General features: G+C 70.1%; 18 protein-coding genes. 7 read left to right on the top strand and 11 right to left on the bottom strand.

The window, feature by feature from the left end; genetic code table 11:
• Positions 1-15: 15 nt before the first annotated feature.
• The 6 genes from FLX07_RS19410 to FLX07_RS38480 all read right to left on the bottom strand — a co-directional run bounded on the left by FLX07_RS19410 (position 16) and on the right by FLX07_RS38480 (position 5095).
• Complete coding sequence (locus FLX07_RS19410) at positions 16-699, bottom strand: class II aldolase/adducin family protein (protein ID WP_142572232.1); 684 nt, start codon at positions 697-699, stop codon at positions 16-18.
• A gap of 74 nt (positions 700-773) precedes the next feature.
• On the bottom strand, positions 774-1658 hold the full coding sequence (locus tag FLX07_RS19405; RefSeq protein WP_142572231.1) for an ABC transporter permease: 885 nt from the start codon (positions 1656-1658) through the stop codon (positions 774-776).
• Positions 1659-1672: 14 nt separating this feature from the next.
• On the bottom strand, positions 1673-2527 hold the full coding sequence (locus FLX07_RS19400; RefSeq protein ID WP_142572230.1) for an ABC transporter ATP-binding protein: 855 nt from the start codon (positions 2525-2527) through the stop codon (positions 1673-1675).
• A gap of 28 nt (positions 2528-2555) precedes the next feature.
• Positions 2556-3638, bottom strand: coding sequence for an ABC transporter substrate-binding protein (locus tag FLX07_RS19395; RefSeq protein ID WP_167748307.1), 1083 nt, complete (start codon positions 3636-3638; stop codon positions 2556-2558).
• 172 nt (positions 3639-3810) lie between these two features.
• Positions 3811-4845, bottom strand: a complete 1035-nt coding sequence (locus FLX07_RS19390; RefSeq protein WP_142572228.1) for an ABC transporter substrate-binding protein — start codon at positions 4843-4845, stop codon at positions 3811-3813.
• 115 nt (positions 4846-4960) lie between these two features.
• Positions 4961-5095, bottom strand: a complete 135-nt coding sequence (locus FLX07_RS38480; RefSeq protein WP_263407693.1) for a hypothetical protein — start codon at positions 5093-5095, stop codon at positions 4961-4963.
• Positions 5096-5225: 130 nt separating this feature from the next.
• Between FLX07_RS38480 and FLX07_RS19385 the strand changes: the two genes are divergently transcribed.
• From FLX07_RS19385 to FLX07_RS19370, 4 genes are all read left to right on the top strand, one after another.
• Positions 5226-6233, top strand: coding sequence for a PaaX family transcriptional regulator (locus FLX07_RS19385; protein ID WP_142572227.1), 1008 nt, complete (start codon positions 5226-5228; stop codon positions 6231-6233).
• Between the two features lie 520 nt (positions 6234-6753).
• Positions 6754-8058, top strand: a complete 1305-nt coding sequence (locus tag FLX07_RS37845) for an RICIN domain-containing protein (protein WP_142572226.1) — start codon at positions 6754-6756, stop codon at positions 8056-8058.
• Positions 8059-8260: 202 nt separating this feature from the next.
• Positions 8261-9589, top strand: a complete 1329-nt coding sequence (locus FLX07_RS19375; protein ID WP_142572225.1) for an SWIM zinc finger family protein — start codon at positions 8261-8263, stop codon at positions 9587-9589.
• Positions 9586-12807 carry a DUF7824 domain-containing protein gene (locus FLX07_RS19370; protein WP_142572224.1) on the top strand — a complete coding sequence of 1074 codons (3222 nt, stop codon included), beginning with the start codon at positions 9586-9588 and terminating at the stop codon, positions 12805-12807. Before FLX07_RS19375 ends, FLX07_RS19370 begins: the two co-directional genes overlap by 4 nt.
• 85 nt (positions 12808-12892) lie before the next feature.
• Here the strand turns inward: FLX07_RS19370 and FLX07_RS19365 are convergent, their stop codons facing one another.
• The 4 genes from FLX07_RS19365 to FLX07_RS19350 are packed head-to-tail and all read right to left on the bottom strand — an operon-like array spanning position 12893 to position 17730.
• Entirely contained in the window at positions 12893-14221 is a 1329-nt protein-coding gene (locus FLX07_RS19365) for an amidase (protein ID WP_167748306.1), read from the bottom strand.
• A gap of 19 nt (positions 14222-14240) precedes the next feature.
• A complete protein-coding gene (locus tag FLX07_RS19360; RefSeq protein WP_208762280.1) occupies positions 14241-15095 on the bottom strand; it encodes an SDR family NAD(P)-dependent oxidoreductase in 855 nt (284 codons plus the stop codon).
• 34 nt (positions 15096-15129) lie between these two features.
• On the bottom strand, positions 15130-16866 hold the full coding sequence (locus FLX07_RS19355) for a thiamine pyrophosphate-binding protein (protein ID WP_142572222.1): 1737 nt from the start codon (positions 16864-16866) through the stop codon (positions 15130-15132).
• Between the two features lie 24 nt (positions 16867-16890).
• Positions 16891-17730 (bottom strand): hypothetical protein, encoded by an 840-nt coding sequence (locus tag FLX07_RS19350; RefSeq protein ID WP_142572221.1) that lies wholly within the window; start codon positions 17728-17730, stop codon positions 16891-16893.
• A gap of 83 nt (positions 17731-17813) precedes the next feature.
• Between FLX07_RS19350 and FLX07_RS19345 the strand changes: the two genes are divergently transcribed.
• From FLX07_RS19345 to FLX07_RS19335, 3 genes are all read left to right on the top strand, one after another.
• Positions 17814-18617 carry an IclR family transcriptional regulator gene (locus tag FLX07_RS19345; RefSeq protein WP_142572220.1) on the top strand — a complete coding sequence of 268 codons (804 nt, stop codon included), beginning with the start codon at positions 17814-17816 and terminating at the stop codon, positions 18615-18617.
• A 164-nt stretch (positions 18618-18781) separates the two neighbouring features.
• A complete protein-coding gene (locus FLX07_RS19340) occupies positions 18782-20113 on the top strand; it encodes an MFS transporter (protein ID WP_142572219.1) in 1332 nt (443 codons plus the stop codon).
• Positions 20114-20503: 390 nt separating this feature from the next.
• The gene (locus FLX07_RS19335; protein ID WP_142572218.1) at positions 20504-21307 is read left to right on the top strand and encodes a hypothetical protein; all 804 of its coding nucleotides are present in this window, start codon (positions 20504-20506) and stop codon (positions 21305-21307) included.
• 40 nt (positions 21308-21347) lie between these two features.
• Here the strand turns inward: FLX07_RS19335 and FLX07_RS19330 are convergent, their stop codons facing one another.
• Positions 21348-21644: a hypothetical protein gene (locus FLX07_RS19330; protein ID WP_142572217.1), complete on the bottom strand. Its 297-nt coding sequence runs from the start codon at positions 21642-21644 to the stop codon at positions 21348-21350.
• Between the last annotated feature and the right edge of the window lie 79 nt (positions 21645-21723).

The raw sequence follows: 21723 nt of genomic DNA, 5'->3' as shown, positions 1-21723 counted from the left end.
TGCTCGTGCTGTTGTTCATGGGGCGATCGGCTTCGATCCGCCCAGGGCGGCGGCGTGGATCTCCAAAGTGGCGGCCTCCTCGATCGTGGCGACGAGGCGGGCGGCGCTCAGCGGGCTGTCGTCGAAGGCGAGCAGTCCGTGGTTGGCCAGCAGGACGGCCTTGGTGCCGGGGTGCTCGGCGAGCAGGCCGGCGATCGAGGCGCCGAGATCGCCGTTGTTGCGCGTGCGGTACGGCGCGCAGGGGATCTCGCGGGTCTGCCCGCGGTTGACCAGAGGCTCGTAGTTCGGTGGGATCGGCCGGTGGGCCAGGGCGAACGCGGTCGCGTGCGTCGAGTGCGTGTGGATGACGGCGTTCACCTCCGGACGCGTGTAGGCGAGGGTGTGCATCTGGAGCACCTGCCGCACCCCGGGGCCGAGCCTGCCAGCGACCAGGTCGCCGTCCAGCGTGATGACGCCGAAGTCCTGCTCGCCGATGTCGGCGGGCAGCCCCTTCGCGTTGATCAGCAGGTGGCCGGGGGAGTCCGGCAGCCGGACGCTCGCGTTCGCCGAGTACGGGTTCTGCAGCGCGCCCAGTTGGTGTAGCACGCGCACCGCCTGGACGAGTTCGGTGCGCACGGCCGCGTCCGCCGGGGTCAGCAGCAGCTCACCGGCCTTCAGCCACTCGCCCTCGCGGGCGGGGGTGGTCAGGGTCGAGGTCATCGGTCTTCCTTCGTGTCGCAGGTCAGGCGTGTCGCAGGTCAGGCGTGTGGTCAGGCCCGTGGTCAGGCCTGTGGTCAGTCGTGGGTGCGGGTCGCGCCGAAGTGCCAGTGCAGGACCCGTCTCTCGACGAACAGGAACGCGGCGTTGAGGGCGTAGCCGAGCAGCGCGATGGTGACAGCGCCGACGATCAGGTCGGTCACCTGGAAGCTCTGCTGCTGGATCATGAGCAGGTGCCCGAGGCCGTCGTTGCCGGCGATCATGCCGACGACGACCGAGATCACCAGCGAGGCGGCGAGCGCCGAGCGGAGCCCCACGAAGATCGAGGGCGCGGCGGCCGGGATCACGACCTCGGCCATCGTCTGCCGCCAGGTCAGTCCGAAGGTGCGCGCGGTGTCCATCATCGTGCGGTGCGTGGAGCCCGCGCCCGAATAGGCGTTCAACAGGATGTGGAAGAACGCCGCCACCGCGACCACACTGATCTTCATCGCGTCGTCGATGCCGAGGTAGAGGATCAGCAGGGGGATGACCGCAGAGATCGGCATCGGCCGCAGCAGTTCGAGCGGCGGTTCGAGCAGCACGTAGACGAGCCGTACGCGGGCCATGAGCACCCCGATCACCACGGCCAGCACGGCGGCCAAACCGTACCCGATCAGCATCGTGCGCAGGGTCTGCAGGGTCGCGGTCAGCAGCCGCCCGCCGAGGATCTGGTCCCACCACTGGACGGCGACGTCGCTCACGGTGGCGTATCTGGGCGAGGGGTTCGCCGTGGCGTAGCGCTGCCAGGCGAGCAGGGCCGCGGCGAACACGAGCCAGCCGAAGAGCCTGCTGCGCAGAGCGCGCAGGAACCAGGGGCGGCGCCTCGGCGTCCCCGTCGCGGAGGTGGTCGCGGAGGTGGGGCCGAGGGCCGCCGGGAGCGGCACGGCGCCGGGGGTTCTGGTCGCTGTGGGGTTGCTGGTCATTCGGCGGAGTCCTCTCAGTCCAGGACCATGTGCAGCAGTTCGCGCCGGTGGTGCAGGAACTCCGGCAGCTCCCGTGTGACCACCTGGCCGCGCGGGCGGGGCAGGCCGGTCCGCACGTCCGCCAGCAGGCCGTGTCCTTCGGGATGCAGCACCACGACACGGTCGGCCAGGTAGACCGCCTCGTCGATGTCGTGGGTCACGAACACCACCGTCAGCCCCTCCTCGGCCCAGGCGTGCAGGAGGACGTCCTGCAGCTTGGCGCGGCTCAGGGCGTCCACGCCGCTGAACGCCTCGTCCATGAGCAGCAACTGGGGCCGCGCGGCCAGCGCGCGGGCGATGGCCGCCCGCTGCTGCATGCCGCCGGACAGCTCCCAGGGGTACCGGTCGGCCGCGTGGCCGAGGCCCACCAGGTCGAGGTAGTGCGCCACCAGCTCGTCATGGCCGCCCTCGGCCGGCTCGTACGCGTGCCGCAGCCCGAACCGGACGTTGCCCGCCACCGTCTTCCACGGCAGCAGCGACTGGGCGTAGTCCTGGAAGACGCAGCGCGCCTGCCGCGGTGGCCCGTCGATCCGCTGCCCGGCCACCCTGATCTCTCCCGCCGAGACGGGGAGCAGGCCGCTGAGCAGCCGCAGCAGCGTGGACTTCCCACATCCGGACCGTCCGACGACGGTGACGAACTCCCCGGCGCCGATGTCCAGGGACAGCTCCCGCAGGGCGGTCACCTCCCGCCGGCGGGTGCGGTACGTCTTCGCGACGTCCTCCACAGCCAGCAGGGGCGCGCTGCTTGCGGGTGCGGTGTTCGCGGGTGTGGGGTTCGCGGGTGCGGTGCGTTCGGTCGCGGCCGCGGGGGGTGCTGCTGATGTCGCCATCGGGGCTCCCGGCGTTCGTCGCGGACGGTCAGGGGTTGGCGGACGTGGCGGTGGGCCACAGGTGGGGCGTGAGGTCGAAGGCCTTCTTCAGCGCGCCGAACCGCGCGCCCGTCTCGATCCAGGTGTTCTCGGCGGCGACGTCGAACGGGCCGCTGAGCTCTCCGCTGGTCGCCGCCGACGCCTTGTCCAGCGCGCCGGGATACTTGGCCTCCAGCTTCGAGACGTCCGCGCCGCCGTACTTCACCAGCAGCGTGTTCTGCGCGAGCGGCGCCGAGGACTGGAACGCGGTCACGCCCTGCCGCACGGCCCGCACGAAGCGTTTGATCAGGTCGGGATGCGCCTCCGCGTAGCTGCGCAGCGCGCCGTAGCCGGACGTCGCCGCGCCCTTGGGCACGCCGGAGTCGAAGGTGCCGGCCACCGTGAGGCCGTACTGCGCCTCCCATGCGGTGACGTACGCGCCGCTGGTGGCCGCGGCGTCGAGCGTGCCCTGGGCCGCAAGGCCACCCGAGGTGGTTCGGTCCTGCACGGTGGTGTACGTCGGGCCGTCCGGGTCGAGGCCCTGGTCCGCGAGCCACTTCTTGATCTGCACGGTGGTGAGCGCCTGAGCCGGCACTCCGAGCTTCTTGCCGGTGAGGTCCTTCGCCGAGGTGATGCCGCTGCCCGGCTTCGTCACGATGACGTTGACCTGCTGTCCGGGCTTCAGCGCGTTGGCCGGGTTGATGATCGTCAGCTTGAAGCCCTGCTCGATCGCGGCCGCCCAGGCGAAGATGTCGGCCCACGCGATGTCGATGGAGCCGCCCTCGGTGGCCGCGACGAGAGCCGGGCCGCCGCTGAGCGTCACGAGTTCGACCTTGATGCGCTCCCTGTCGAAGAACCCGTTCTCGATGGCGGAGTAGACGCCCGGGGGCGAGCCGGCGATGACGCCCACGCGGACGGTGCTCACGCCCTGCGCGCCGGACCCGTCCTTCGACGACGCCGCCGACGTGCCGCAGGCGGCCAGCAGCACGCCGACGGCGGCGACCGCCGTCAGGAACAACGGACGGCGGACGTGTGCACGACCGGCGGGCCGGGCCGAGGGGCCGCGGTCGCCGGAGGTGGATGTGCTGATCAACTCATGGCCTTTCAAGATGGCAAGGGGGGCCGGCGGGCGAGGCGCGGCTGATGACCGGCGTCTGCGCCCGCCGCTGATCGCACCCGGCCGGGGCATGGGGAGAAGGGATGCCCGCGCGCGGGCGACCGACGGTGACCGTCCGGCGTCGGAGTCCGTGAAACGACGACCGCGGTCAGTCTCGCGAGGCCAGCCGCTCGTACGCGAGCCGCAGGGGCCGGGGGTCGATCCAGGAGTCGAGGTCGAAGTCGGCGCGTAGGAAGCCGTGACGCAACAGGAGCGCCTTCTGGACCCGCAGCAGGTCCACCCGCTCCTCGTCGAGCGTGGGGTGGAGCGTGCGGTGGAAGCCCTCCCGGTAGGCCAGGAGGACGCCCTCCGCGCCGGACCCGGTCTCGGCCGCCAGCACCTCGCGTACGCCGTTCAGGTCGCCGGCCGCCCAGTCGGCCGCGCGCAGCGTCTCGACCAGGAACTCGACCACCAGCTCGGAGTGCGACTGCAGCAGCTCCTCGTGCACCGTGATCGGCCGCGGGGTTCCGTTGTTGACCCTGGACCGCCGCGACGGCACCGCGTCGAGGTCGATGCCGACCACCGCGCCGCGGACGCGGGCGGCCTCCAGCGACGCGGCGCCCTTGACGTAGACCGCGTCGACCCGTCCGGACGTCAGCTCGTCCAGCTCGCGGAACCGGGGCGCGGCGCGTTCGGCGCGGATGCGGCCCGGGGGGAGGACGGGGTCGAGCGGCAGCTCGACGAACTCCACGTCGTCGAGCGTCAGGCCGGCGAGCCCGAGCGCGCCCTTGAACCCGTGGAGGGCCATGGCGCGCGCATGACTGGTGTCCCTCGTGGCGGCCCAGCCGGGAACGGCGATCCGCGCGCCCCGCAGGGCGGCCGGGGAGGTGATCGCCGAGTCCGGACGGACCATGATCGACTGTCCTTCGTCGATCCAGGTGAGCCCGACCAGGCGGGTCCTGGCCCCCTCGGCCCGCGCCGCGATGGCGGGCACGTTGCCTCCTTCGCGAATCAGGCCGACGAGGTCGTGGTCGTAGTGGTGCCGGGCGATCTCCAGTGGTGCGTCCTGAAGGATCCCGACGTCGACGCCCAGGTCCGCGTACCGCGTGGCCAGTCGGCCGAGCGCGTAGGCGAGCCCACTGGCCGTCGGGACCGGACAGCGGGTGAACCAGACGGTGTCCACGGACTCGGCCGTCGCGGGCATGATTCGCCCCTTTCCGCACCGTCTCGGGCGAGGCGGGCTTATTCCTAGTTATTCTGTAGAAATAGTAGGATACGTCCGTGTCGGTGGCAAGTGGGCCTTCGGTCCTGGATGGGCGTCACGACCGGTAGGTACGGCTCAAGCCGGCGACTCCGGCGGCGTGGGAGGAGGAGTGGCTTCGCGAGCCGGTCGCGCGGTTGAGGACGTCCGCGTCGAGGTCGGGACGCAGGAGCCCGAGCCGATCACCGTGCATACCGAGGAGTGCCCGATCGCCGTCTGCCGATCCCGTGACGTCGCTCCTGCGGGGCTCTTCGCCGTTCCAGGGCGACGGTGCGGGGCCGGAGTCGTCCGGCAGGGACGTTGTCGTGAGGCAAGCTGATGACGTGAGTGTCCATGTGCCTCCGGACGATGCCGGAGCCCCACGTGCGCAGGCCGGCCCCAACCCGCAGCACCTGCTGGCGACCTTGCTCGGTGAGTACCTCGACTCCTCGGAGGCGGGCCTCCCGTCGACGGCGGTGGTCGCGATGCTCGGGGAGTTCGGCATCAGCGAGTCCAGCGCGCGGGCCGCGCTGTCCCGGCTGACCAAGCGTGGCCTGATCGCCGTGCGGGGATCCGGACGGCCACCCGTGTATCACCTCACGCCTCAGGCGATCGCCCGGCATCGGTCCCGGATGGATCATTTCCTCGGCTTCGGCGCACACCCGCCGCAGTGGACCGGCGACTGGGTGACCGTCTCGTTCTCGATCCCCCAATCCGGCCAGGCACAGTCGGGCAAGGGACAGTCCAGCCAGGCGCGGTCAGGCCAGGCGTGGTCCGGTCAGGCCCCACGGCACGCGGTCCGCAAGGCTCTGGGGTCGCTGGGGTTCGCGCGGCTGTACGACAGCGTGTGGATCCGGCCCGGATCCGACGCCGGGCCGGTGACTCAGGCGCTGCACGACATTCTGGACGAGGTCGACGGTGGTCGATGGTCGGTGATGCACACCCGGTTCGACGAGGAGACCGGCCCGCATGGACCGGCCGCCGCCTACGACCTGGCCGGCCTCGCCGCGGCCTACGAGGCATTCATCGCGCAGTATTCGGACCTGCGGGTGGCCGTCCGCGACGGGGAGATCGACGCGAGCCGGGCGCTGGTGGCCCGGACCTCCGTCATGGATTCCTGGCGGAGGTTTCCGGACATCGACCCGAACCTGCCCGAGCACCTCCTGCCGGCACCGTGGCCCCGCCAAACCGCCAGGGACCTCATGCTGGAGATCCATTCGGCTCTGGGTTCGCTCGCCGAGGCGCGGCTCATCCAGGTAGCGACGCCGTACTGGCCGGACGCCGCGTCATGGATCACCCACTTCCACGCAGCGGAGAACTTCGTCTCGGCCCGGGCGGGCGGGGACGGCTGAAGAAACTTTCACGCGCTCGGCCGCCGGCCCGGCTCCCGGAACGCCTCTCGCGACCGTCGCGACGCGTCCACTTTCGGCCGGCCGCCGCCCACCGAGGTTTCCCCGGCGTCTCCGGCAGACCGGTCATGGTGACCTGCGCCGGAGCCGCCTCCACCCCGGTCCGTCCTCCTGGCGCCGGGCAGGGGAGTGGCTACACCATCCCGAGGATCGGCCTGCACCCCGCACCCGAATGCGTCAGGGGCCGGTCCTGTCCGCGAAGGCGCCGCTCCACGTGCCGGGTCACGGTCGCTTGACACTTTTGGTGACCGTAGTGATATTAACTGCACGCTGCTCTCATCGGCTTGTTTCGCCTGGCGCGGGGCGCGACTCGCCGTCGATGGCCCGCCATATCCCCAGATCCGGTCGGCGCCGACCACCTGGCCGCGGTGGCAGTCATGTGCCGTTGCCGCGCTCCTTCGGCGTGTAGCCGCGTGATCCAGATCCGACACAGAGCGCCGTCGTGACCCCCTCGGAGGGCGAAATGAGAAAACGCTCGATCATCAGCGCAGTGCTGGCGGCCGCGATCGCCCCGGTCTGCGCCGGAGTAGTGGCGCTCACCACGACCCCGGCCGCCGCGGCGGTCGGTGGCTCGGGCCCCTACCCGGCTGATTACGAGACCTCGACCAGCTTGCCCAATCACACCATCTACCGGCCCGGAACCCTCCCGTCCGAGAAGCTCCCCGTTTTCGTATGGGGCAACGGTGGCTGCTCCGCCAACGGGACGGGGCAACTGAACTTCCTCCGCGAGATCGCCTCGCACGGGTTCCTGGTCATCGCCAGCGGCAGCCCGAACGGCTCTGGTTCGACGACGTCCCAGATGCTCACGCAGTCCATCGATTGGGCGGTCGCGGAGAACAGCCGTCAGGGCAGCAAATACAACGGCAGGATCGACACCGGAAAGATCGCTGTAGGGGGCTGGTCCTGCGGAGGGTTGGAGGCCTACGCCGTCTCCAACGACTCACGTGTCACCACGACGACCATCTTCAGCAGCGGGCTGCTGAACGACTCCGACGACTACCAGCTCCGCCGGCTGACGAAGCCGATCGCCTACTTCATCGGCGGGCCCAGTGACATCGCCTATCCGAACGCCATCGACGACTGGGGCAAGTTGCCGTCAGGGCTGCCCGCGTTCATGGGCAATTTGAACGTGGGGCACGGCGGCACCTACGACCAGACGAACGGCGGCGAGTTCGGCCGCGTGGCGGTGCTGTACCTCAAGTGGCGGCTGAAGGGCGACACGACGGCCGGCGCCAACTTCGTCGGCTCCAACTGCGGTCTGTGCAACACCCAGTGGCAGGTCCAGCAGAAGAACCTCACGCTCGACGGCGGCACTTCCTCCCCCTCCCCGTCACCGAGCGGCAGCCCGTCCCCCAGCCCGACCGTGTCTCCGACCCCCGGTGGCGGTAGCGGGGCGATCAAGGGGGTGGCCTCCGGCCGCTGCCTGGACGTGCCCGCCGCGAGCACCGCGGACGGCACGCAGGTGCAGATCTGGGACTGCAACGGCCAGACCAACCAGACCTGGGCCTCCACCTCCGCCGGTGAGATCCGGGTGTACGGCAACAAGTGCCTCGACGCGGCCGGCACCGGCAACGGCGCCAAGGTGCAGATCTACTCCTGCTGGGGCGGCGACAACCAGAAGTGGCGGGTGAACTCGGACGGGTCCATCCAGGGCGTCCAGTCCGGGTTGTGCCTCGACGCCGTCGGCGCCGCCAACAGCAACGGCACCAAGATCCAGCTGTACTCCTGCCACGGCGGCACCAACCAGAAGTGGACCTGGAACGGATAGCCCGCACCTGTGGCCTGCGGTGCGGAACACCCCGCCGCGCCGCAGGCCGCGACCCGGCGGCCCCTCACCCGCCGATGGGGCTGACAGCCGGTACGGAAGCCGTGTCGGAAGGACCCGCCAGGACACTCTGCGAAACCGGCAAAGTGCCCTGGCAGCTCACGAGCGAGCCTGAATGTCGGTGGGGCGCTCTAATGTCCCGGCCATGACTCCAGCGACGCAGGCGTACACGTACGCCGCGCCCTCCTCCCTTGTCGACGGTCGTCTCGGATTGGCGACCTCCGGCGGACGGGCCCTGTCCGGCCCGGCCACGGCCCCCCGGTTCTTCAGCGGCGTGGTGACCCAGGCGGCCCCCGCCGCTGCGGGCCTGCTCGGCGTCGCCGACGTGGCGCTGGCCCGCTACCACCAGCCGAAGGCGCGGCCCGGCTGGGTGCGGGACCCGGTGGTGACGTGCAACGGAGACCGATTACGGTTCGAGTCGTTCTCAGCCTGTGGCGGCGTGTATGCCCGGCTTGATCTGCTGAACGGCACCCTCGACGGCGAGGTGTTCGACCGGGGCACCACCAACGTCGACGTGAACGCGCCGCTCCGGGAGGCGCTGGCGCGCATCGGCACGCGTGACCCGCTGCATCTGGGGGTGGGCCTCGACGAGCTGGTCGTGACCACGATGGACGGCGCGGTGGTGGAGAAGAAGGTGCCGCTGCCCGAGCGGTGGTTGCGCGGCTTCGCCGAGGTTCAGGTCATCGCCTCGGGCATGGATCAGCGCGGTGAGCTGACCGGCATGGCGGCGGTGCGGTTCCTGCGCAGGCTGCCGAGGAAGGGCACGGTGTGGGTGGCGCAGGCGGGGCGTGAGCTGAAGGTCTCCGACCGCCAGGTTCCGGGCTCGGTCCGGCTTGCCGGCCCCAACCGGCTCGGCACCCTCCTGCCGCTGCTGCGCTTCGCGAAGGCCCTCCGGGTGTACGGCCCGGCCGACGCCGCCTCCAGCGCCTGGGAGCTGGAGCTGCCGGGCATGCGCTACACGCTCACCCTCTCGCCCGAGCGCTGGCGCGGCTTCTCCGGCGAGGGCGCGGTGCTCGACGACCTGGCCACCGACGAGGCCGAGAACGACGCCGACGTGGTGGGCATGCTGCTCAACTTCGAGCCCGAGGTCGAGATCGGCCTGCTGGCGGGCCGCGCGGGCATCCCCGCCGACCGGGTGCGTGCCGCGCTGACGCAGCTCGGCGTCGCCGGCCGGGTCGGCTACGACCTGGCGGAGGCCGCCCACTTCCACCGTGAGCTGCCCTATGACAAAGACAACGTGATCCTGCTCAACCCCCGGCTGGCCAAGGCGCGCACGCTTGTCGACGCGGGCGCCGTGCACCTCGAAGGGGAGTCGGCCACCGTCCGCACCCCGGGCGGTGCGCGCCGGGTCTCGCTGGCCGACGGCTCCTGCACCTGTGAGTGGTGGTGGGACCATCGCGGCTCTCGTGGGCCGTGCAAACACGTGCTGGCCGCCCGGATCGTCGCCCGCGCCGCAGTGGAGGTCTCCCGATGACCGTCTGGACGGAGATCCGCGACCTGATCAGCGGTAACCACGTCTCCCGCCTGGCCGACCGGCTGGTCACGCTCACCGAGGAGGAGCGCGCCGAGCTGGGCGGACGGTTGCCCGGCCTCGTCAAGGAGCTGCGCCACGCCCGCACGGAGCAGGTGCGCGCCCAGCATCCCGGCGACTTCGAGGAGCTGGCCTCCTGGGAGGTCGGCGACCTGCTCGACAAACTGGCCGGCGCGCTGCTGCTGACCGGTGTCGGCGTGATCACCGGCCCGGCGGCCGCCGTGACGTGGATGACCGGCCGCGACGTCAACCGCCGCTGGGCCGAGGACCCCAACATCGCTCAGGTGTGCCGGGTGGCGGCCACCCGTCCCCTGGAGTGGCGTCGCGATGTCGCGGTCCGGCTGGCTCAGAGGGTGCGCCGTCCCACCGACCGCATCGCGCCGCTGGCGGTGGCGCTGCTGCGCGAGTCCGGCGCCGTGCCTCCCGACCACGACCCGCTCGTGGCCGCCTGGCTGGCCGCGCCGAGCGTGGCCGATGACCCGCTGACCCCGGTGCTGCTGCCCCGCGTCTTCACCGCTGACGGCGCGGGCCGCGCTCTCCGTGACGAGCGGCTGGAGCCCCGGCCGACTCGCTGGCTGGCCACCGCCGCCCGCGAACTGCCCAGGGAGCAGGTGCTCGACGGATGCGTGCGCCGTTTCCTGCGCGGCGGCGAGGCGCAGGACCTGCGCTTCTTCGTCCGGCTGCACACCCTTGTCGACCCCACGCCCGCGGAGTCCGCGCCCCGCCTGCGCGACTACCTGCGGTTGTTGCCGTCGGCTCCGGGCACCGTCGCGGAGCTGGCCGCCGGGCAGGTGCGCGGGGCGATGCCGCTCGACCACGCCGACCTGGCCGAGGCGGTCGACGCGCTCACCTTCCGGGACGAGTCCAAGCTCGCCGCCACGGGCCTGCGCTGGCTCGACCAGGCGATCCGGGCCACGCCCGAGGCGGCCGCCGACTTCGTGACCGCGCTGACCACGGCGTACGCGCACAAGTCCTTCGACGTGCGCGGCCGCGCGGTCGAGCTGACCCTGAAATACGCCGGCCTGTTCGCCGACCACGCCGAGGCGATCCTCGACGGCGCCCGGCACCTCCCCGCCGACCTGGCGGCGAAGCTGGCCGGGCAGTTCGGCGGGGAGGTCGGCGGGGACACCCCGGTCGAGGAACCGCTGGAGCAGAAGGACTTCCCGCCGCTGCCCGAGCCGGCGGAGACGCGGCGGTTCCCCGAGCCGTCGATCTTCCCCGACTACCAGGAGCGCTGGGTCGGCCAGGAGCGCTGGCTAGCGGCCTTCGTCGCCGGAATCGCCGACGACCGGGAGGGACTGCGTCGCACGCTCAAGCCCCACGTCGAGCAGAACCAGGGCTACTGGCGGTCCAGACAGGTGCGCATCGACCCCGGCGACTGGCAGTCGGCGCTGTCCGCCGAGTTCGTCAACCCCGGCAGCGTGCCGGAGTTACCGCCGATCGGGCCGGAGAAATTCTGGGACAGTGCGAACCACTCCGTGAGAATGCGTCTGCTCACCCGTGGCGAGGAGCCCGAGCCAGAGCCGTCGCCCCGGCGAATCACGGTGGGCGGCGTCTACCGGCCTGGCCGCTATCTCGACGACGACACTCCGCTGCGCGCCTTCTTCATCACCTGGACCAGTGACGACGGCCCCGACGGAGCGGTCGCCCGCGAGGGCGACCGGCAGATCCCCTTCGCCGGGGGCCGGATCCACCTGAACGGCTCCCCGACCGACGTCGAGGAGGCGTGGCATGACGGCGCCGAGGAGGAGGACGAGGAGATCTGGGACGACGAACTGCCGGATCGCCCCCATCCGATGCGGACGAGACCAGGCGCCTTATACGACGACTCCGTGGAGGCCATGCCGTCCTTCATCCTCGACCGCGCCTACGAGCACATGGCGGAGCTCGGCGTGAACCCCGCCCGGATCGCGGCGATGCGCAGGGGGGAGCCGGTGCCTCCGCCGCAATCGGGCGAACCGCTCGTGGAGGTGACCGTCGTCTTCGTTCCGCCCCGGCTGCGTTCCTTCATGCCCAAGGAACTGCCCGAGCACGACGAGTGGCGTCGGCGCAACCAACTGCCCCATCCCAATCGGGTCTCCCCGCCCCATGACTTCCTGCTGCACCGCTACGCGGAACTCGCCGAGGCCCTCCGCAACGGCACCCTGCCGCCGGTGCTGCTGGCCACGCCGACCTGGATGAGCGGCCGCCTCGACCCCGACGTGCTGATCGACCGGCTGGAGACCTGCGCCGCCGCCGGCGTCGAGCCACCCCCGGCCGACCTGGCGCAGGCGCTGCTGCGGTTGCCCAGGGGCTGCCACCAGGCCGCGGCCGACCGGGCCGCGAAGGTCGGCTCGGAGGCGGCGCGCTCGGCCGCCCGCTGGCTCGCCGGTGACGGCATGGCCGACCCCGAGTGCGGCCACGTGTGGCGCCATATGGTCAACGCCTCCATGGTCGACTTCGGCGACGGCGAACCGGAACACTTCACCGAGGTCAGACTGCGGCCCGTGCTGCGGATGACGGCCCCGACCGGTCATCGGCTGATCGACGAGGTGCTGCTGCGTGAGCCGTTCGACTGGACGATCGACGAGTCCGACGGAACGCTGAGGGCATGGCCCGGCATGCTGCCCTCGCACCGCGAGGTCGCGGCCGTCAACTTCCTTCCGTTCCTGCTGCGCGGCCACTGGGGCGGGCGGGTGACTCCGGCGGACGTCGCCGGCCTGGAGATCGCCGAGGGCCCGATGGGCGAGTCCACGGCGGTGATCCTCGCCTTCCTCCTGGCCGGCGGCGTGCCCGACATGATCCCGCTGGTCCTGCGCATGGCCGTCAGGGGCGAACTGCCCGCCGAGGCGATCGGCCACCAGCTCGCGCTGGTGCTGCGCCGCACCTGGCGGGAGACCCGTCCCGCCATCGCGGCCCTCACCGAGCTGGCCGACGCCGGCGGCCATCACGAGGTGTGGCGCATCCTGCGCACACTGCTACCCGGGATGTTGCCGGGCGAGGGGCAGCGCGCCACCGTGACTCATTCCGAACTCGTCGCCTTCGCGGCGGACGTGGCACGCTGGACCGGCGCGCGCGGGGAGATCCCGGTCATCGGCGAGTTCGCGCGGAGCCGCCGGACGACGCGCTTCGTCCACGAGTGCAGACGCCTCCACGCCCAGCTCACCGGGGCCACGTCATGACCGGGCACGTGCGGGGCCGGAGGCCCCGCTTCTGATCCGATCTCCGAGCGTGTGGACGTGATGATCGGCGGCTTGGCCCGTGCTGTCACGGGATGTCGATGCGCGCCTCCGGCGTGTGGTGGTGCCATTCGGTCATCGACTGGTACGCATCGCCCACCTCGAGCACCAATCGTTCGCCGAAGGCCGGGCCCGTGATCAACATGCCGACCGGGCTGTGGCGACCCGCACCGATGGGCACGCTCAGCGTCGGACCGAGCGACAGGCACCAGGGGTGGGTGAAGCGCGTCAGCAGTGGCGTGGTCGTGGCCATCGCCGAATCGTCGATCAGCGGCGCGCTGATCGACGTGGCCGGGGTGACGATCACGTCCACCTGCTCGAATGTCAGGGCCAGTGAATGTCGCCAGCGCTCGGTCCAGCGCCTGCTCGTGGAGTATCCGACGCCGGTCGTCGCGCCACCCAGCCGCAACCTGTGAGTCAGGTCGGAACCATACTGCTCGGGGTGCGTGGTGAATCGCTCGGCGTGCACACCGTAGAAGTCGGTGAACATCTGGGTGGCCATGTTCGGCAGCGCTTCGGACGCGGCGGCCAGTTCGAGTTCGACCAGCTTGGCGCCCTGCCCGGCGAGAACGCCGAGCGCCTCCTCGAACCGGGCCGCGATCTCCGGCTCTTCGGCGACGAAGTGGCCGCGTGGTACCCCGATGCGAAGCCCGGGCAGGCGGGTCTCCTTGTGCCCGGCGTCCCACTCACGGGCCGTCGGCGGCTGGTCGGGGTCATCCGGGTCCCATCCGGCGATGACCTGGAGAAGACGGCGCACCTGACCCACGGAGCGGGCGATCGGGCCGGTGGTGTCGAAGTTGCTGCTGACGGGGAAGACGCCTCGGTTGGAGACCAGGCCGAGGCTCGGGCGCAGACCCGTCAACCCGTTCAGAGCCGCAGGGATCACGATCGACCCGCCCGTGTCCGTGCCGAGCGCGGCGTCACACAGTCCGAGAGCCACGGCCGCGGCCGACCCTCCGCTCGAGCCGCCGGCAACACGCGCTGGATTCCACGCGTTGCCGACGTTGCCGTAGTGCGCGTTGTGCGACGTGGCGCCCATGGCGAACTCCGAGAGATTCGTCTTGGCGAGAACCACCCCGCCGGCCGCCCTGATGCGTGCCACCACCTCGGCGTCGGCATCCGGAACGTGATCGCGATACATCGCCGAGCCCATCGTGGTCGGATGCCCGGCGGTCGCGATCACGTCCTTGACTCCCACCGAGAGCCCGGCCAAAGGTCCGGGGGAGCTGCCGGGCCTGTCCAGCTCCGCTGCGACGACAGCTGCTTCGGGCAGCTTGCTGATCACCGCATGGTAGGAACCGTTGAGCCGGTCGATCCCATCCAACTGAGCCGCGATCCGGTCCTGTTTCGTCGTCAACGCCCTGCCCTCCGCCGTCTCAATTGGTCGGTTCGACGTCCAGCGGCAGGTCGGTGGCCGCCGCGGTCAATCCTGCGTCGACGGGTATCGTCACTCCGGTGATCCATCGGGCGTCCTCACTGAGCAAGAAGACGACTGCCCGCGCGACGTCCCATCCGGTTCCCGCGGTGCCCAGCAGTGACGCCGCCCGGCGCGTTTCGCGATACTCCTCGGTCATCGACGCGGCGTCGACCATCGGTGTTTCGACCAGCCCCGGCGCCACCGCGTTCACGCGGACCCCGGCCCGCCCATGGTGCGCCGCCATCGCCCTGGTCATGTTGATCAGGGCGCCCTTGGACGTCGGGTAGAGAAGGAACGGGTGGCCGCCACGAAGGGCCGCGGTCGAAGCGATGTTCACGATCGCTCCACCGCCGCGCGTCAGGTCAGGCAGGCAGGCCTTGCTCATCAGCATCGTGGAGGTGATGTTGATCTCCAGCCCACGTGCCCATTCGGCGGGGTCGACGTCGGCCGCGGTGCCGGGCGCACCTATGACACCGACGGTGTTCACCAGTCCGTCGACTCTGCCGAACCTCTCGGAGGCCTGCTCGGCGACCCTGCGGGTGTCTTCCACCGACGTGGTGTCGGCACGGACGACCAGCGTCCGATCGGCGTACTCCTCACCCAGGAGGTCGCGCGTGCGCCGGGCCGACGCCGCGTCCCGGTCGACGATCACTACCGAGGCGCCTTCGAAGGCGGCGAGCATCGCGATCGCGCGCCCGTTCCCGATCTCGTCGCCGAGCGCGCCGGCGCCGGTGACGACGACAACACGGTCCTGCAGCCGGCCGCCCGGCCCGGTCACCTGCGCGACCTCACGGAGCTGGTTCGGTCCCATCATGATCCTCCTTGCGGCTCCTTTGACGCGTCACTCATCAGGCCGGTCTGTCCCCGGCTTCCACCTTGAGCGTCCGGCTGTCGACGGCAGGGAGCATTTGCGCCGGATCCCGAGTCACCGCGACATCGATCACGACCGGCCGTCCGCGTTCGGCGAGGGCTCGGGTGAGCGCGCCGGCGAGCTGACCAGGGTCGTCCACCCGGATCCCGAGGCAACCGTACGCCTCCGCGATCCGTGCGTAGTTCAGCTCGCTCAGGTCGCTCGACTCGTAGCTGCCAGGTCCGTACACCGCGTGTTGCAGCGCCTTGACGTATCCCGAAGCGGCGTTGTTCACGACCAGGAGAACGAACTCCATCTTCTCCCGGACCGCCGTCTCCAACTCCCCGACCGTCATGTTGAACCCACCGTCTCCGGTGAGGCCGATCACCGGCGACCGGCCCGCCAGGAAGGCGCCCATCGCTCCGGGCAGCCCATAGCCGATCGAGGCGAACCCGCGGTCGCTGATGTAGCCGCGACCGGCCTGCTTGGTGTTGTACAACAGTCCGGTCCAGTGACTGGCGAAACCGCCGTCCGCCACCACCACCGCCTCAGGCGGCAGCAAGGTGTTCATCTCGTTGATCAGCCGGGCCATGTGAACCGGACTGTCCGCGGAGGCGTACCGCGGTTCCGCCTCCCGCTCCCAGGCCGTGCGCCGCTCGGCGATCTCCTGCCAGAACGACGTCCGCTGCGGGGGGACGCGGTCCGACAGCGCCTCGTGGAGACGGCTCAGACCCTCCTTGGCGTCTCCCCAGAGGGCGACATCGATCTTGGTGTAGCGGCCGAGTTCCTCGGCGGTGTTGTCCAGGTGCACGATCGGGATCCCTGCCCGTGGAATCGTGTAGCGCTTGGTGGCGATCTCACCCAGCTTGCTCCCGACGACGACCAGCGCGTCGGCCGAGTCGATGATCTCGTTGGCGAATCGGCTGTACCGTCCGAACAGTCCGATCGACCGGTCGTCGAGACAGGAGAGCGCGCCCTTTCCGCTGAGGGTGTGCGCGACCGGCGCGTTGAGCGTTTCGGCGAGAGCGGCGAGCTCGGCGTACGCGTCGGCCAGGTGCACGCCTCCGCCGGCGAGGATCACCGGCCGCTGTGCGCCCTCGAGCACAGCGACAGCGTCCTGTACGGCGTCGGGCGCGGGGCTGGACCGGGTGGACGGGACGCGCGTCGCACGCTGATCGGCCCAGAAGTCGGCGGCGGCGAAGTGATGCTCGGCGTGCGCGATGTCCTCCGGAACGGCCAGGACGACCGGGCCGGGCCGGCCCGACGTGGCGACTGAGAACGCTCGGCGCACCAACTCCGGAATGCGGGCGATGTCCTCGACCCGCAGGTACTCCTTCACCGCCGGTCGCAGCAGCTCCTCCTGCCGCGTCTCCTGGGTCATGTTCTTCCAGGAGTGGGAACGATGGGTGTCGCCGACCAAGGCGACGATCGGGATTCCCGCGTTCAACGACTCGACCAGCGCGGTCACCAGGTTGGTGGCGCCGGGCCCCAGCGTGGCGTCGCACAATCCGGGTCGCCCGGTCGCCCTGGCGTAGGCGTCGGCGGCGAACGCACCGGCTCGCTCATCGTTGATCAGGATGTGACGCATCCCGAGCTGACGCGCCCCCTCGTAGAACGGGAGCATCTGGAACCCGCCCATGCCGAATATCGGCCCGGGCTCGTAGAGCTTGATCATCTCGGCGATCGCCCGGCCACCGGAACAGATCCTTGTGGACTCCTGGCTATTGATGATCATCTGACTCCATCCTTGATTCGCGAATTATTCCGGCAGCCGGCGGATCACTTCGATCAGCGATGCGCCGGCCCGCGCACCGCTTCGAATGGCGAGGCTGTTGGCGTACGAGACGACTCCGGAGCGCAGAGTCGACGACCCGTCGCCGATCTCGGCACTGTCGTGGCGAACCGTCACCGCGGGAACGCCCTGAGAGTCGAGCACCTCAAGCCGCGCGATGCCGGCCTGGTCCTTTCCGACGCCCGCGTCGTTGAAGGCGGCGAAGCGAGCCGGGTGCTTGAGCGCTCTGGCGGCTCGACGCCCCGGCAGCCCCCCATGCGATCCGGTCACCGCCACGCTGCCCGCGGCATCCGGCCCGATCAGTGAAGCCGAGTCGAGGATGACCACGTGGTGAGGGCCGACCTGACCGCTCGCCGAGGCGAAGCCGGCCGTATCCGTCTCCTGTGCGTGAGCGGCTGACGTGCGGAGTGCGGCCACCGCGGCGAGGCAACTGTGGCCCGGCCGCACTCCGAGCGCCTGGGCGGTGCCGTTGCACGCGGACACGACTCCCGACCGCATGGTGTCCCGGCCGTCGCCGATGCGAGCGGAAAGGTGCGATACCACGGCGGCCGGCACTCCCCAACGGTCGAGGTCCGCCAGGGATCGTGTGCCGGCGCCGTTCAGTCCGACGCCGGCGTCATTGAAGATCACCGCCGCGACACCGTGGGCGAGCGCATGCCGTCCGCTGGCCAGCCCGCCGTGGGAACCCGTGACGGCGACCTTGTGACGATCCGCCGTTTGCAGTTCGGTAATGCTGTCAAGCACGGTGACAGGTCGAAGATCGATCAGGGCCGCCGACGGGTTCACCTGATTGCAGCCGTCATCCATAGGGTGAACGTACCACGTGTCGGAACTACGGACTGTCAGACGGAACCAGCGATAGAATTGTTGGATATTGGAAGGAGTCGCTCATGGAGAGCGTTCGCAGCGTCACGCGCGCGGCAGGGATCGTCGACGTCGTGGCCAACGGGGGCGCCGAAGGGGCGCGGCTGATGGATGTCGTGACCGCGACCGGCCTGCAGAAGACCACGGTGCACCGGATCCTCGCGACGCTCACCGAGCTCGGCTGGCTGGAGCAGACCGAGGCCGGCTCATTCCACCTCGGCCCCAAGCTCGTCGGTCTCGGCACCGAGGCGTTGAACCGGCACGGGATCGTCGACATAGCCGGGCCGCGGTTGGCCGCGCTGGCGCGCACGACACACGACACGGTTTTCCTGTCCACCCGGAGCGGCATCGAATCGCTCTGTGTGGACCGCGTGCTCGGCAGCTTCCCGATTCGCACCCTGACCTTGCAGGTCGGCGACAGGCGCCCCCTCGGAGTCGGCGCCGGCGCGATGGCGTTGCTCGCCTGGCTGCCGGACGACGAGATCGAGGCGGTCCTGGCCAGCTCACCTTCCAGCTCGCGCTATCCGCGGCCGGACGCCGCGTCTGTGCTGCAGGCCGCGCGTACGGCACGTGAGCGCGGTTACACGGTGAACAACGGCGGTATCGTGCCTGGTGCGGTCGGTGTCGGCGTCCCCGTGCTGGCCGAGGACGGTCTGCCCATCGCCTCGCTCAGCGTCGCCGCCGTCGAGACTCGGATGGGGCCGGAGCGTATCGCCGCCATCGCGGAGCGGATGGCCGTCGAGGCGGGCGTGCTACGCGAGGATCTGCGCGAAGTCGCCCCTCGGCTGAGTGAGCCGAGCATTCGCCGGCTGCTGGATCCGCACCTCTAGCGCGCTTTCGCCGCTCTGCCTCAGGCGAGGCGTGCCGTACGCGGCCGGAGGGTGAGAAGTCCGTCGCCGGGACTGTGGTCGCCGCCACACTGGATCCGTTACAGTGCGGAACATGGTCCCATTCTACGGAACTCGCTATACCCAAGAGATGATCGGAGGACGCTGTGGCTACCGGAACCGCATCGACGCCGGGTCGGCGGACGGCCCGCCGTGCGGCGGGGGCCGCACTCGTCGGCACGCTCATCGAGTGGTACGACTTCGCGCTCTACGGGGCGGCGGCGGCCCTGATCTTCAAGGATCAGTTCTTCGGAGCTGACAACCAGCTGACCGGCCTGCTCGCGGCGTTCGCGACATTCGCCGTGGGCTACTTCGCCCGGCCGATCGGCGGCATCGTGTTCGGCCATCTCGGTGACCGGATCGGTCGCAAGCCCGTCATGATCACGACACTGCTGATCATGGGTATCTGCACGGCGCTGATCGGCACTCTGCCGACCTACGCCACTGCTGGAGTGCTGGCGCCGGTGCTGCTGGTCGCGCTGCGGGTGATTCAGGGTCTCGGGGCGGGGGCGGAGTACGCCGGCGCGATCACCCTCTCGGCTGAGGCGTCCACCCCGGGGCGACGGGGTTTCTACTCCTCCTGGTCCGGAGTCGGCCTGTGGCTGGGCAGCGCACTCGGCCTGCTGACCTTCAACGCGCTCGACGCCCTCACCGGCGATGGCTTCCTCGTCTGGGGTTGGCGCATCCCGTTCCTGGCCAGCGTCATTGTTCTCGCCATCAGTCTCTACGTGCGGCTCCGAGTCACGGAGACCCGGCAACCCGGCGACGAGGCCGCGGGCGAAGCAGCCCACAAGATCCCCCTCGTGACGTTGCTGGCCACCGAGAAGCGACGACTGCTGGTCGCACTGGGGTCGAACTTCCTGCTGTCGGGCTTCACCTACATCCCCCAGGTGTGGGCGCTCAGCTACTTGACGAACAACCTCGGCATGGCCGCGGGAATCGGGCTCGCGATCAACGCGGCGATATTCCTCGTCGGGTCCCCGTTCCTGCCGTACTTCGGCAAACTCGGTGATCGGATCGGTCGCCGCAAGCTCCTGATGTTCGCCGCATGCTTCGGGATCGTCTGGACGGTCCCGATGTTCCTGCTCATCGACACCAGGAACCCATGGCTCGTCGCGGCCGGCCTGATCATCTGCTGGGTGGGTGTGGCGTCCACCGGTGTGGCCGCGCAGGGCGCATTCCTGACCGAGCTCTTCCCCGCCGCCACCCGGTATTCCGGCATCGCGTTCGCCCGCGAAATCACCGGCGCGATCCTCGGCGGCCTGGCACCGCTGATAGCGACGGCCCTGTACGCGGGCGCCGGACACTGGTGGCCGATCGCCATCTTCATGGGCGCCAATGCTCTGATCACCCTGATCGCCGCACACCAATCGAAGCACTTCCGCTCCGACGCCGACCAGGACCGCGAGATCATGGAGCCTGTGGCAATCGGCGTTTGACCGGGCTGGTCGTCCGTACGACCAGCGGGAAAGCCGCCCGCGACGATCGTGAGCGGCCTTCCGAGCGACCATCGTTCCGCGGCTTCCCCGGTACGGGTCCGCCTGCGAGACAGAGCCGATTACGGGACAGAGCCGATTACGAGACAGGCCGTTCGCCGGACAGTCCCCACACCGGGTTCGTCTACATCCAGTTCGACGGCGACCGGCTTCAGCCCCAGCATTTCTCCGGCCGGCTCCTCACTGACCGAAGCGGCGACCCTGATCCGCTGCGAGCCGGCGCCCTGGAGCAAGCGGCCCTGTACTGCCGTGTCCCCACGGCAATACAGGGCCGTCTTTCTTCAGGGGACTACGACCGCCCCGCTGTCGGCGCCTCATGCCAGACTCTCGCTCGTGTCCCTGGCATCTCTCACCTTCAACGAATGGCGCGGCCTCGAACTCGCTGCCGCTACCCGGATCGCCGAACAGGCTGCCGCCGAGTCAGAGGGCCGCCTCGACCGGGTCGAATCAGTCGAGCACCTCGGAACTACGCTGCACCGCGTGCTGATCGAGCGCGATGGCCAGGTGTTCTCGCTGATACCCGGGGGGAAGGTCACGGTCGGCTTCGACCTGGCCGCATGGCAGCCAGCGCCCGACATGCTGGACTGCTACCGAGAGCAGAGCCTCAGCCAAGGGTACGGCTTCGACCCGGACCTGCGCGTGCACCTCGGCCAGTACCTCAGCCCGCGACGCACGGTCACCGTGCCGACGTTGCTGATGGCGGTAGAGGACGAACCACTGACTGCTCCGCCTGAGAAGATGCCGGCGGCGCTGACCAGCCGCGGGCTCCGTTTGCCCCACCCCGACGAGTGGGAGCACGCCTGCGGCGCGGGGGCCGCCACCCTGTTCAGGTGGGGTAACTGGTGCCCGTTGGACCGAATCCCCTATGGCGACAAGGCCGGCCCGCAGCATCAACCCAACGCCTTCGGTCTCCGCATTGCCGACAGCGTCTACAGTGCCGAGGTCACCAGTGACCCCGCCGCGATCCACGGCGGCGACGGCGGCGAGGCGGTTTGTGGTGGCTATGGCACCCTGCTGGCCTGGCTACCGCTCGCCACGGCAAATCACAACCCGAGCATCGCCGAGTTCGTGCATGGGCCGGACGGCGAGGATATGTACGAGGACTTCTCCACCCGCCCTGTCATCGACCTGCGCTGACGCAACATCATCTGCCTCCTGCCCGACGGCCGTCGGGCGATCAGTCAATGGTCTCGTGACCGATGGCCCGGAGAACTTCGCCGAGCCACACCAGCCCCCAGTCGATCACGCCGTCGTCTTCGACCATCCTTTGCAGGTTGTCCCACGACTCGGAGATCTGTCCGATGGTAAGCCCGGTCGGCTGCTCGTACGCCTTGTAAATCTCAGGTGATGGAACCGACCAGAAATATTCGTTGGAGATGGTTATCTCGGTGCGGGATTCCCCGGTTATGTGATTTATGAGCACCTCAAGCACCCGCCTGAGCTGCTCTACATCGATTCGTGTTGGCTCTGACATCGACATCTTCCACCCAACTATCCACTCGGTTTCGACGTAGTGCCGACTGCAACTCGAACGAGCCATGAATCTAGGCGTG

The sequence above is a fragment of the Microbispora bryophytorum genome (assembly GCF_006874465.1).
Classification (GTDB): Bacteria; Actinomycetota; Actinomycetes; order Streptosporangiales; family Streptosporangiaceae; genus Microbispora; species Microbispora bryophytorum.
Note: the sequence above shows the minus strand (reverse complement) of the source record. Positions and strands in the feature narration are given on the sequence as shown.